The organism is Sulfitobacter sp. HI0027 (assembly GCF_001634775.1).
Classification (GTDB): Bacteria; Pseudomonadota; Alphaproteobacteria; order Rhodobacterales; family Rhodobacteraceae; genus Sulfitobacter.
Genome location: NZ_LWER01000020.1, coordinates 1 through 12,378, shown reverse-complemented (window position 1 = coordinate 12,378; position 12,378 = coordinate 1). Strand labels below are relative to the sequence as shown.

The 12,378-nt window shown below is 58.8% G+C and carries 12 protein-coding genes and 1 pseudogene; 10 read left to right on the top strand and 3 right to left on the bottom strand.

Features of this window, described 5'->3' with window-relative positions; translation table 11 throughout:
• From A3722_RS01535 to A3722_RS01525, 3 genes are all read left to right on the top strand, one after another.
• Positions 1-448, top strand: a 448-nt coding sequence (locus A3722_RS01535) for a transposase (RefSeq protein ID WP_150120394.1), incomplete at its 5' end; no start/stop codon positions are given.
• A 306-nt stretch (positions 449-754) separates the two neighbouring features.
• Positions 755-1,795: an IS110 family transposase gene (locus A3722_RS01530; protein ID WP_067915874.1), complete on the top strand. Its 1,041-nt coding sequence runs from the start codon at positions 755-757 to the stop codon at positions 1,793-1,795.
• A 367-nt stretch (positions 1,796-2,162) separates the two neighbouring features.
• A complete protein-coding gene (locus A3722_RS01525) occupies positions 2,163-2,783 on the top strand; it encodes a hypothetical protein (RefSeq protein WP_067626402.1) in 621 nt (206 codons plus the stop codon).
• 167 nt (positions 2,784-2,950) lie between these two features.
• Here A3722_RS01525 and A3722_RS01520 read toward each other — a convergent pair whose 3' ends face one another.
• The 3 genes from A3722_RS01520 to mobQ all read right to left on the bottom strand — a co-directional run bounded on the left by A3722_RS01520 (position 2,951) and on the right by mobQ (position 6,178).
• Positions 2,951-4,159 (bottom strand): HNH endonuclease, encoded by a 1,209-nt coding sequence (locus A3722_RS01520; protein ID WP_067626400.1) that lies wholly within the window; start codon positions 4,157-4,159, stop codon positions 2,951-2,953.
• A gap of 355 nt (positions 4,160-4,514) precedes the next feature.
• A complete protein-coding gene (locus tag A3722_RS01515) occupies positions 4,515-4,796 on the bottom strand; it encodes a hypothetical protein (RefSeq protein WP_067626399.1) in 282 nt (93 codons plus the stop codon).
• Positions 4,797-4,831: 35 nt separating this feature from the next.
• The gene (mobQ, locus tag A3722_RS01510; RefSeq protein WP_067626397.1) at positions 4,832-6,178 is read right to left on the bottom strand and encodes a MobQ family relaxase; all 1,347 of its coding nucleotides are present in this window, start codon (positions 6,176-6,178) and stop codon (positions 4,832-4,834) included.
• A gap of 661 nt (positions 6,179-6,839) precedes the next feature.
• Here mobQ and A3722_RS01505 point away from each other — a divergent pair.
• The 7 genes and pseudogenes from A3722_RS01505 to A3722_RS01475 form a co-directional block, all read left to right on the top strand.
• Positions 6,840-7,127 carry a mobilization protein gene (locus A3722_RS01505; RefSeq protein ID WP_082849312.1) on the top strand — a complete coding sequence of 96 codons (288 nt, stop codon included), beginning with the start codon at positions 6,840-6,842 and terminating at the stop codon, positions 7,125-7,127.
• An 11-nt stretch (positions 7,128-7,138) separates the two neighbouring features.
• Complete coding sequence (locus A3722_RS01500; protein WP_236627313.1) at positions 7,139-8,800, top strand: type IV secretory system conjugative DNA transfer family protein; 1,662 nt, start codon at positions 7,139-7,141, stop codon at positions 8,798-8,800.
• A gap of 18 nt (positions 8,801-8,818) precedes the next feature.
• Positions 8,819-9,367: a hypothetical protein gene (locus tag A3722_RS01495; protein ID WP_067626393.1), complete on the top strand. Its 549-nt coding sequence runs from the start codon at positions 8,819-8,821 to the stop codon at positions 9,365-9,367.
• 298 nt (positions 9,368-9,665) lie between these two features.
• On the top strand, positions 9,666-10,718 hold the full coding sequence (locus A3722_RS01490; RefSeq protein WP_082849311.1) for a replication initiator protein A: 1,053 nt from the start codon (positions 9,666-9,668) through the stop codon (positions 10,716-10,718).
• Positions 10,719-10,800: 82 nt separating this feature from the next.
• Positions 10,801-11,469, top strand: a complete 669-nt coding sequence (locus A3722_RS01485) for a ParA family protein (RefSeq protein ID WP_037239034.1) — start codon at positions 10,801-10,803, stop codon at positions 11,467-11,469.
• The gene (locus A3722_RS01480; RefSeq protein ID WP_067626391.1) at positions 11,451-11,744 is read left to right on the top strand and encodes a hypothetical protein; all 294 of its coding nucleotides are present in this window, start codon (positions 11,451-11,453) and stop codon (positions 11,742-11,744) included. The genes A3722_RS01485 and A3722_RS01480 overlap by 19 nt, the downstream gene beginning before the upstream one ends.
• A 155-nt stretch (positions 11,745-11,899) precedes the next feature.
• Positions 11,900-12,208: pseudogene (locus A3722_RS01475) on the top strand (transposase); the annotation flags it as partial.
• Positions 12,209-12,378 lie beyond the last annotated feature (170 nt).

Sequence of the window (12,378 nt, the reverse complement as noted above, 5' to 3'; positions counted from 1 at the left end):
TGACTGGGATGCGAAGAACGACCAATACATCTGCCCCGAGGGCCACGCGCTCAAACAGTTCCGCCGGAATTACTCTGATCCAAGCCGGGGGCCGACGGGCAAGGGCACCGCGCGCTATCGCGCCTTGAAAGAAGTCTGCCAGGTCTGCCCGTCCAAGCAAAAATGCTGCCCCAACGCTGAGGCGCGCAAGATCACCCGCGAGGAGCACGAAGACGCGCGTCAGGTTGCCAGAGATTTGGCCAAAACTGAAGAATATCAGATTGCGATGAAGCTCAGGAAAAAGGTCGAAATGCTCTTTGCCCACCTCAAACGCATTCTCGGGCTGGGACGACTGCGATTACGCGGCCCATGCGGTGCAAATGACGAATTCCTCCTCGCCGCCACCGCCCAAAACCTCCGCAAACTGGCTAAGATTTTTCCTGCACCGCAGCAAACGCGCAAAGCCTGATAGGAAAGGCGCTCGCGCGCTCTTCAAAGCGCAGCTTTCTGCGAAAGCAACACGCTGTTTTTCCACAGAATCGGCTCAAACCGGACTTTTGCCGCACAAAGCGCGGATGACAGCTACGCTGCTTCCAGCACCAGTCTACGCCACTTGGCCATAAAGAAAGTGCGCCAAACATCGCGGAAGATCACACTACTCGGAACAGGGCAGGGCGGCAGAAACGACATGGTGTGATTGCGGCGGTCGCTCTCCAGTGGCGAACGAGGTCCGGTATGTTGGCCTCATGTATATAAGGCGTGAGGAGAACGACCTATGGAACATTATGCTGGTTTGGATGTGTCACTGAAAGAAATTTCGATCTGCGTTGTCGATCATGATGGCAAGACCATCGCGCGCGGGACGTGCCCTGCGGACCCGGAGGGCGTGGCAGGTTGGTTTCGCAACCGATCGCTCACGCCACGCCGGATCGTACATGAGAGCGGGATGCTTTCGATCTGGCTGCAGCGCGGGATGATGAGGCTTGGTCTTCCAGCGACATGCATCGATGCCCGGAAGGCGCACAAGGTTCTGTCGGACCGGCTCAACAAGTCCGATGCCGCTGATGCAGAAGGCTTGGCGCAGCTCGCGCGGACCGGCTGGTTTACACCGGTCCACATCCGCAGCGAAGATGCTGACAGGCTGCGAAGTCTGGTCGGTGCGCGAGAACGGATGATCCGGTTGCGCAAAGACCTCGAAGGTCACATCCGGGGCGTGCTGAAAACCTTCGGCATCCGAATGACCGGCATCGGCCAAGGTCGGCAGCGCCAGAATTTTCGCGACCAACTGGCCGCAGCGGGGGAAACCGATCCGGTGCTGCGCGCCATCGCCGATGGGTTTATCACGGCCCACTCCACGCTGTGCCAAGCGGCGGACGATCTCGATAAGGCTGTGAAGAAAAAGGCAAAGGCCCACCCCGTTGCATGTCGCCTGATGACCATTCCTGGCGTCGGGCCAGTGAATGCGCTCAGCTTCATTGCCCTGGTCGATAATACAGACCGGTTCAGCCGGGTGACTGATGTCGGCGCATTCCTCGGGCTCACACCAAAGCGGCACCAGTCTGGCGAAATGGATTGGTCGGGACGGGTGTCGAAGTGCGGAGACGGGACGATGCGCGGACTGCTGTTCGAGGCAGCGTCCTGCTTGATCCGCCAGGTGAAGCGTTTCTCGCCACTGAAGAGCTGGGCTGTACGACTGGCCGGACGACGCGGGTTCCGAAAGGCCGCAGTCGCAACAGCGCGCAAGATCGCAGTCCTGATGCTGACGATCTGGAAATCTGGTGCGGACTATCAATGGACAAAGGAGGCCACTGCCTGATCTGAATTTCCGCCGCTGAGAAGGCGGGAAGCGAAGTCCCGACGGGACGGAGGTAGATCGATCTCGTAAAAACGGTTGGGGCGCAGGCTCGCTTGCCCACCCCGCAAACGACATTGGAGACGATCCACCACCGAAAACCATCATGAGGCGCAATGCGTGACCTCGGAGAGAACCATGACCCCGAACGGACAGATCGCTAGCCCACTTGACATAGCCGCAATCAGAGAACCGTTTTTGCTACCTCTCCCCCCAAGAAACTCAAGGGTTAAACATTGAATAAACCGCTTTGAAGACTTTTACCCTTGTAAAAACTATTTTTACCCTACATATTAGTCATACATTAAAAATGTATTGAAAGGGTAAAAACATGGATAAGCAAGGATTAGAAGTGAGGGAGGCGGTCGTTCGCCTTCTCGAAGAAAAGGGATATGAAGTCCGCGATGTCTCGTCGGGCTCGGGGGTTCCAAAGCTCTCTAGATTGGAGATCTCAAAAGAAGACGAGAAGGTTACTTGTGCCGTCAAGATCACCACGTACCGTCAGGGGCGCATTTCCTTCACGCGCAATCCGGACGGCACCTACAAGGTACTCAGCGATAGTGATCGTGTGATCTACGCCTGTCCTGCATCGGATGACGACAAAGCCGTAGCGATCACCATGTTCGACAGCTCAACAGTGACACAAGCGTTCGATTCCAACTTCGACGCTCGCAAAGATACCGATCAAGAAAGCCTACCGATGTGGCTTAGCCCAGCACTAGAACCGGGGCAGCGATTTATTGGGTCTGGCTTCCAGGATGATGCACTTTGGTCAGAAGTTGCGCCTCTGTCAGGTCAGACCGATACATCAATGACGTCCAAAAACACCACGCCGCCCTCAGAAGAAGGGGCGAAATCCGTCGGCATTATGGAGCGGGTAAAAACCATGCTTTCAGAGCACATGGGCGTTCGCCCTGATCAGCTTGAGGTTGATGTTCGCGTCAAGCTTTAGAATAACTGTCGGTTTCGCTTAGCCATTTACCCAAGGAGAAACCGACCGTTCCTGTCCAATCACAGTCGTTCATGCTTTCTAGCGAAAAACGGCAGCGCCGAACTCTATTTCCTGCCTTTGCATCGCAATCAACGTCAGCTTGCGGGCTATTCAAGAAACCCCTGCCACTACGAAGACTGGTTCTGAAAGTTCTCGAAGTGAAACCCGAGGCTCTTGGGAGAGATTTCATCGGTGACGGATTTGCCGCGAAGGCTCTGGTAATCCTGTGATGCAATGCGCCCTGAAACCTCGACGGCCTTGGTCTCGGGGTTGATCGAAATCAGGTATGCGTCAAAGAGCCTGTGAATGTCGCTCCGCAACAGAAGGCCATTCTCGGGCTTGTCCCGGTCTGCAAACCGCTCCGCGTAGGGGATGATATGGGCGGCTTCCAGAACCGAAAGCTCGCTCGTCCCGGTGATCGCGCAGCGGTTCGGGCGCTTGCTCAATAGGGCCTGCCGGAACGCGCTCTGGTATCGCCGCAAAACCACTTGGCGCAGGGCGGTGGCGTCTTCGATCTTCTCAAGGTTCAGGGGCTCGTGCGGGTCCGGGTTCTGGTTTTCGTGTTGGGCGAACTGGTGGGCCTTCCCCCGAACGGCGGAAAGAAGCGAGTCCACATCGGTATCGGAGATCGGCCAAATGCGGTTGTTTCGGCTCGCGTCGATTCTGGAAATGAAACTCCCGTCCCCTTTGTGCTTCGCCAAGAGTTCCTTCCCAACGGTAGGCTTGAAGAAAACCGCATCCAGCACCCGGGCGCGGCGATCCGGCTGCATGGGGGCGAACTCGACCACGGCAGTCAAACCCGGGCCGCGCTCGCCATCCTTCTCTTGCTCATGCAGCCACACGAGGCCCCGGAAGCCCTTGCTCAGAATTTCGTCGGCATAGCTGTTCTCTTTGTGAAGCTCGGGCAAAGCTGCATCGCGCCCGACCCAGCTTTCGGCCGAGGGGCGAACGCCCGGGACTCCGAAAAGGTCGATTGCGCTGGATTTGACGAAGAACTGAATGTCCTGCCGCCGGAACTCTTGCACCTTGCTCGCGCCGAGCTTCAGCCGTTCCTGCGCGGCAGCGATCACGTCTGGGGTGAAGCGATCCGAGTATTTGAGCACCAACGCTTCATAACTTTGATCCGGGTCGACCTCCTCGAATCCGGCGGAGGCATTCAAGACCCGGCTTGAAATCACCAAAACCGCCCCGGATGCATTGATATCCCGGGGTTCATAACCGAGGCCCGCGCGCTGGCCTTGGCTTCGCTTGACCTCTTGCCAATGATCGTAGACCCGGGCGAGATCATTTTCCAACGGATCGGCGCTGTTTCTGAGGGCTTTCATAACTTCGGACATACGGCTTCCTGCACTCGACGCCTTTGGGGGCTGGATTCTCAAGATCCCCGCAAGCGCCCGGAATTGCAAACGGAGAACCACTCTCACAGAGTTTAGAACAACTGGACGAAAACCTTCAGCCAGAACTTCGCGGACTGGCAGTGGGTGTCTACTGTGGCGCGCTCTGCGGCCATAACTCACGGTCGGCGGCTACATCACGCGAATACGAGGCTTGGTATGACTACTGATTTTCCTCGACGAAACGAACTCGCGAACTGGGACGATAAATCGGCGCATCATCCATTCAGGCAGGATGCAATATCAGTCAAAATGGCCCCCAAGCCACCTCGCATCGGTGCGGCATCGCTGTCCATTTTTACGGTACGTTGCTCGGTTGACCCGGCTTTTGATCGAACAGGATCACACGCCCGTCACCGCTACTCGGGCTGTTGACCAGCACAAACGGCACCTCTGCCCCTTCTTTCTCGTAGATGCAGCGGTACTTCATCTGGCCGTCGAGCGGATCGCGCACCTGGTCGTAGCGATAGCTGTACTTGATCCCTTGGTCGATCCAGGCCTCGACGCCTGCGGGCGTCACCAAGGACATGGGTTGCCCATCCAACAGCAACGTTTTCCCCACGTTGAATACTTCATCCATCTTTCGGTCTCCTCTGTTTGTCCTGTCATATCGCGTCACAGGCTGTGGCCTTCGCCACGATCCCTGTCCCGCGTGTTTTCGTTTTCGTCATCATCGCGCTCCTGCGCGCGGTCGTTGTCCGGTTCCAACCGCTCACGCGGCTTGTTCAGCACGTCCTTCAGCCGCTCGTTGATAGACGGCTTGCGCTCCTCGCGCGCGATGTCCTCGGAACGGCCCTGCCTTTGACGCTGGGCAGGGGTCCGTGACGGTCGCGCGGCCTCCTCGCCAAGGTCATTTTCGCTGTACCCGTCCAGCTTGTGAACCGCTGCCTGACCGTCGCGCCCGGCGTCCTTCTCCATGATTTCCTTCAGCCGCTCGCGCGCGTAATTGCGGCCTTCCGGCTTCGGCGTGTCGTCCTGGTCCCGCGACCGGCCCACGACCTGCGACAACCGCTCCCGGATATCGTCTGACGCGCGCCCGTCGCGGTCTTTCGCAGTCGCGGCCCTGAGCGCCGCCAGACCGGCAGAGACACGCCCCTGCCCGGCCTCGCGCTCGATGCCGTAGGTTTCGCGCGCCAGTTCCAGCCGCTCACGCATTTCTCGGAAAGCGGCGCGAGCCTGGCGGGCGGCATGGACCACGGCCCCCCGCTCGGTGACCGGGACGTATTCCCTGCCCTGACGCTCGGCCACAGCTTTCGCGCGCCGCTCCATGGAATTGGCCGCTGACCCCAGCTTCAGCTCGGGATCGCGGTCCAGCTCCTCGGCGGTCAGCTTGTCGCCACGATCCAGCGCCGTCTCGCGCTGCTTCTCAAGCGACCGGTGATCGACGCGCTCGACCTCCCCGACACGCTCCAGCGCGCGGTTCTGCAACTCGGCCCAGAGGCCGCGCATCTGCTCGATCTCGACGCCGCCGGTCTTCGCGGAATCGAGCACGCGGGTCTTCGCAGTGAAGCCCCCTGCTTCCAGCTTGCGGGTGGAGGTCAGGACGTGGGCGTGGTGGTTGCGCTGATCGCCTTCGCGGTGGGGCGCATGGATCGCCACATCGACGGCCACGCCATAGCGGCTGACCAGTTCCTGGGCGAAGTCGCGGGTGATCTGCGACCGGGCCTCGGCGCTGATCTCAGAGGGCAGGGCCAGCTCCCATTCGCGGGCGGTGACGGAGTTGCGACGGGTCTCGCTGGCCTCGGCCTCGTTCCAGAGGCGGGACCGATCCTGCGCCCAATCCGGGGCATCCTTCGGGGTCAGGATGAAGGTCTCCTCGATGCCCTGCTTGCGGGTGTAATCGTGGACACGGCCTTCGCGCTGGCACTCGATACGCTCCCCGACACGGTAGGCCGCTGCCGCCGTGGCGGAGCGCCCGGCGCTGCGTTTGATCGTCTTCACGGAGAGGTGGTAGCTGGCCATGCGTCCTCCCCTCGCCTGTGAAGCAAACGCGCCCACGCGCCGCAGCTGATCCGTGCCGATGCCCTGACATTGGCAATCAGATCAGCCGTCTTTTCTCCGCAAGAGTGCGCCCGGAACCGGCGCGGTCCGAGGGGAAAAGACAGCCCGCTTGAGGCGAGCCAACAGCTCTCCGACGCGCGGGCTTGCCAGTGATCTGCCCCCAGATCCCCAGCCTCATGGGGGGCGGGATATGGGGACAGATCACTGGCGGTTTGCCGGGGGCAAACCCGGTTCGTGTCGGCACCGTCAGGTCTGCCGGGGTGCGCGCTCGCACCGACACGAACCTCCCGCAAGGGAGACGCCAGCGGCAGACCGGCCCCCACCGTGGGGCATCGGGCGAGACGCTGGCGCGACCTTGCGGGACGCGATCCAACCGCTGAGGTTGGGCAGGGATGGTTTGGAAGGGGCAGCGCGCCCTTCCATGTCGCGGCGGCACGCAGCGAAGGGGTTGGCCATCGGCCGGGGCTTTGCCCCAGAGAGATCGCACGCAAAGCTCGGAACCGCAGGTGGAGAGTTTGCATAAGTGCGCCCTTGTCCTTTACAGGCCTACGGGTAAGCGCTATCGCTCGATCTGACAAGACCAACTTCAACCACAAGAATGTTTGGTGGCGAGGGTAGAGATTTGGCAGAAACAGAACTTGAGCGCGCCGAGAAACGATATGCTCAGGCCAAGGCCCGGCTCCAAGCGCTGAAGAACCGGGAAAGCACCAGACAGCGCAAACTCGACACGCGGCGCAAGGTGATCTTGGGCGGTGCGCTCATGGACCTGGCGGAACGGGATTCCGGAGCTGCCGCCATACTCGACCGGCTGATCCGCAACCTGCCCCGCGAACAGGATCGCAAGGCCTTCGCTGACTGGGGGACGCCCTCCCCTGCACCGTCCAGTTCTGATCCGGAAAAGCCGTCCTGATGCGGGGCGTGATGCGCGTCTTCGGAGGGCTGTTTCAGTTCTTTGGTCGGTTGATCTTCACGCCCATCCTGCTGGGCTGGATGATCGGCGCTGTCCTCTTCGGCGCGATGATCGGGGCACTCGTCGCCACGCCCTTCGTCTTCGCCTTCTTCAACCAGCCTCCCGGCGAAAGCGCATGGCAGTGGCTGGTCTTCGGCCCGTTCATTTTTGTCGGTGGCATCTTCGGGTTCCAGTACTGGCGCATGGCCTCCGGCGCGGACGCCTTCTTCGGACTGACGGGTGACAGCCACGGCTCAGCCCGCTTCGCCAACCGCAAGGAGCTGAAGAAGCTCCAGCGGGAAGACGGCCTTCTGATCGGGCGCAACCCGCACACCGGACGGCTGCTGCGCTATGACGGTCCGGCCCATCTGATCACCCTCGCCCCGACGCGGGCCGGGAAAGGCGTCGGCACCGTGATCCCGAACCTGCTGGCGGCGGAACGCTCGGTCCTGGTCATCGACCCTAAGGGCGAGAATGCCCGGATCGCCGGGGAAGCCCGGCGGCGGTTCGGAACGGTCCATGTCCTCGATCCGTTTGAGGTCTCCGGGATGCCGTCTGCTGCCTACAACCCACTCGACCGGCTGACACCGGACAGCCTTGATCTGGGCGAAGATGTCGCTTCCCTGACAGAGGCGCTGGTCATGGACCCGCCGGGACAGGTGACGGAGGCACACTGGAACGAAGAGGCCAAGGCCATCCTCGGCGGTCTGATCATGTTCTGCGTCTGCCACGAGGACCGCGACCGCCGGTCTCTTGCCACCGTCCGGGAATATCTCACCCTGCCCCCGGAAAAGCTGCGCGCGCTGCTGGAGCTGATGCAGGACAGCGATGCGGCGGGCGGGCTGATTGCCCGCGCCGCCAACCGCTTCCTTGGCAAGGCGGATCGGGAAGCCGCCTCCGTTTTGTCGAACGCGCAGCGCCACACCCATTTCCTCGACAGCCCGCGCATTGCCAAAGTCCTGTCGCGGTCGGATTTCCATTTCTCCGATTTGCGCCACCGGATCGCTTCGGTGTTTCTGGTGTTGCCCCCGAACCGGATGGACGCCTACAGCCGCTGGCTGCGCCTTCTGGTGTCTCAGGCCCTTCAGGACATCGCACGGGACGCTGAGGCGTCCGTGAGGCCCCAGAGCGGCCTTGCAGGCGCTCAGGGGGGTACGCAGCGCCTCAAGACGCCTACGCTGTTCCTGCTGGACGAGTTCGCCGCTCTGGGCCGTCTGGAGGCCGTGGAGCGCGCCATGGGGCTGATGGCGGGCTATGGGTTGCAACTCTGGCCAATCCTGCAGGACATGAGCCAGCTCAAGGACCTCTACGGCGAACGCGCGGGGACGTTCATTGCCAATGCAGGGGTGCAACAGGTCTTCGGGGTGAATGATTTCGAGACGGCCAAGTGGCTGAGCCAGATGATGGGCCAGGAAACTGCCGGGTTTCAGACCGACAGCTTCAAGCCCGGTGACGGCCCCAGCTTCAGCAACAACATCACGGGCCGCGATCTGCTCACCCCAGATGAAATCATGCAGCTCCGCCCGGAAAACCAGCTCCTGCGCGTGCAGGGGCAAGCCACCGCCGTGGCGCAGAAGCTGCGCTACTACACCGATCCCGAGTTCAAGGGGCTGTTCGTCCCGCAGGACCAGTAATCTCAAGGACGCCTTACGATGCCAGACCAGCCCGACCTCCCTGCCCTCTCCGACGATGATCTGCGCGAAACGCTCGATCTCATGGCAACGGCTGTCGCCAGCATGTCCGACAGGATCGACGATCTGACTGCGGTGGCGGACAAGCAAATCAAGGTCGCTACGGAAGCACGGATCGCGGCCTTCGCGGCACGTGACCAGACCAATCCCAAAAAATATGGGGATCTTCTGGGCCAGACCCTCGACAGTCATCTGGGGGCAACAGCTGACGCGATGACCGAGATCGTCAGACGCCTTGGCGTTCAGACGGACAAGACCATCGGGGCCTTGGCCAAGTCGGAAGATGACAGGTCCACAGCCTATCGAACGGTGTTCGAACGGGAACAGAAAGCGGATCGCCTCAAAAGCCGTCTACCATGGTTTGGGCTGGGTGCATTGGTTTTGGCCCTGGCGCTGACGGTGACGCTTCCTCGTTTCTTGGCCAGCAACGCTTCCACATGCGCTGTCCTCGGGGCTTCCTGGACCACGACAACTACGGGTGTCGATGCCTGCGTGTTTTATCGACGATGAGTGGTCATGTGATGGGGATGATCAGCTCTGCCTGAGAACTTGAGTGTTATATATGTGTTATAGAAGGTGTTACGAGAATCGCCATCTCCGCAACACACTGATTTCGTTGTTCGATTTCACCATATTTCAGCCTACCGGTGTGTAGAGTATCGAAGAAAGGTGGGTAGACTATCGAAGAAAGGTGGGTAGACTATCGAAGAAAGGTGGGTAGACTATCGAAGAAAGGTGGGTAGACTATCGAATAATGCACGCCTCTGGTGGGCAGACTGTCGAATAATGGTGGGTAGATTATCGAATAATGGCACGACCCCGGAAAAGAACAGCTTTGCTACCGCAGCGGCACACTGAGCCGGACCTGTTTGTCTGTGACATCTTGGATGCCACGCCCAAGAGTGACCGCGCCTCTATGGAACACCCCCTGTTTTCGCTTTCGGTCAAAAAGGACCTGGCCGCGTTCGAGTACGAACAAGGCAACGTGAAGGTGAAGATCACGCCAGCGGCTGAGGAAGGCCGTGCAAATGTCTTCGATAGGGATATTCTGATTTATGTTTTGAGCCAACTCATGGCCGCGAAGAACGAAGGTCAGGAGATCGGTCGTCGTGTCCGGATTTCAGCCCATGATCTGCTGAAGGCCACAAACCGCCATACTACCGGACAGGCCTACGCAACGCTTCGACGTGCCCTCACCCGTCTTCAGTTTACGCAGATCGAGACGAACATTCATGATCATGGCTTAGGCGAATGGCGTTCGATTTCATTCATCACCGACGCGCGGATCGTCAAGGAGGACTCCACAGGACGCCTTCTCAGCGTGGAACTGGAAATGGGTGACTGGCTCGTCAAGGCAATCGAGAACAAGAATGTGCTAACACTTAACAAAGCATATTTTCAGCTTCGCAAACCTTTGGAGCGGCGCTTGTATGAGTTGGCACGAAAGCACTGCGGAAAGCAGGATGTCTGGCGGATCGGGCTAGATAAGCTGCAACACAAGACAGGCTCTACATCTACAGCAAAAGAGTTCAAACGCCTTGTAAAGGCGATCTGCAGGGCAGATGAGGCTCAGTCCCACATGCCCGATTATCGCTTCAGGCTTTTGCATGATGTACTGGAAATTACTCCAAAGCCCGAGTTCCTAGAGATTTACGGCGATAGCCCATCGTTCGCTTCAGAGGTATCGGTGCGTTTGTCTTCTGATGCCTACGATCAGGCTCGAAAGGCTGCTCCCACATGGGATGTCTATGCGCTTGAGCAGGAATGGCGGATGTGGATGAACGACCCACCACGTCACCCGGATGCCGCTTTTATAGGGTTTTGTCGGAAATGGTATGAGCGCAAGGGCAAGGCTCCATAACACTTAACAGATACCTGATATCTGTTAAGTGTTGACAGTTATTGGTTAAGGGTTAAGGGTTAGGGGAAAATGGAGGCAGGCCATGACGCAGGTTATCAGCGTAGTGCAAGAAAAGGGCGGCGCGGGAAAAACGACACTTCTGACGGCCATCGCAAGCCTGATGGTTCAGGATGGTGCAAGGGTCGCCGTGATTGACACAGACCCTCAGCGGCACTTGGAATCGTGGGCAAAAAAAGAACAGACCGATCTCGACTGGCTATACGAAGAAGATGACGAAAAGCTTCTGCCAACCGTCAAGGCATTGAAGAAGGCTGATCCGCCGTATGACGCAATCTTTGTGGATACAGCAGGCTTCAAGTCAGCAATGGCAATGCACGCCATCGCGGCCGCCAATCTCATCCTGATACCATCGAAGGCCAACGAAGCTGACGCCAAGGGAGCCAAGCGAACCTATTCACATGTTCAAAGTGTTGCTGAGACAATGGAAAAGGAGATTCCGGCCCTGGTCGTGATGATGGACGTGGATACACAAACAAACATCACGCAGGCCATTGTCGATGCCCTCGATGCCCAGAATGTGCCTCGGCTCAACGCCATGTGCGCGCATCGGACAGGATTCAAGGAAATGACCTCTACAGGGCAAGCCCCACAGGGATCGGCGCGACGGTCGGCTCAGTCGGTTCTGGCGGACTTGCAGGGCAGGGGCCTAATCAGTTTCTACAGGAGCGGGTCATGGCCAAAGTCAGCGTAAACCTCGATGATAATCTGGACGACGACAGCAGCGCCCAAAAGTTGAAAGCAATGGCGGCTCCGTTGCCAAGTATCAGCAAAGCCAAGTCTTCCGCCCTAAAAGATGCGCCGCGTGTGCAATTTTCGTTCACCAATGTGCCAAAACCGATCAAGGAAGCATTTGCTTCTGAAGCACAGAAGCGTGGCGTGACCCAAAAAGAGCTCTTGTATGAGTGCCTTCGGGCAGGAGGGATCGACATTCCGAAAGCCGCTGAGATTGATGGCAGAAGGCGATAACAGTTATCTGTTATGGCATCACTAAGATGAGGCGAGAGAGTTTTAATCATCAGGTTCTGGTTAAGCTCACTACGGTAAGTTACCGATCACAGGGACTTTGTTGCGCAAAAGGTTGACGGGATTCATCTTGTGAATCCAGCGTGATACCTTTGGGCATGAGCAACTGGACCTCGACGAAATACAAGACGACGAACTGGTCGTCCTACAACGACGCCCTGAAGCGACGTGGCTCGCTGACCATCTGGTTTGATCCATCGATGATCTGGTCTCCGCCTCCGAGCGGCAAAAGAGGCCGCCAGAAAGCTTACAGCGATGCCGCCATCCAAGTTTGCCTGACGCTGAAGGTACAGTTTGGCATGCCGTTGCGGCAGGTAACGGGCTTTGTCGAAAGCCTACTCGGTTTGGCGGGGTTGAACTGGGCGGTTCCAGATTACAGCACGCTGTGCCGCCGTCAGAAGACCCTGATGGGGGTGGATTCCGGCTGAGTGCAGAATGACACCCTAAGGCATTTTGAGGACGCGGCTTCCGTATTCACGCAGATTTCCGTTTGGATCTACGTATCGATAGAGCGTAACAGGCTTGATCCCCAACTCCTTGCAGAGATCACTAACAGACGTGTCGCGATTGGCCATGG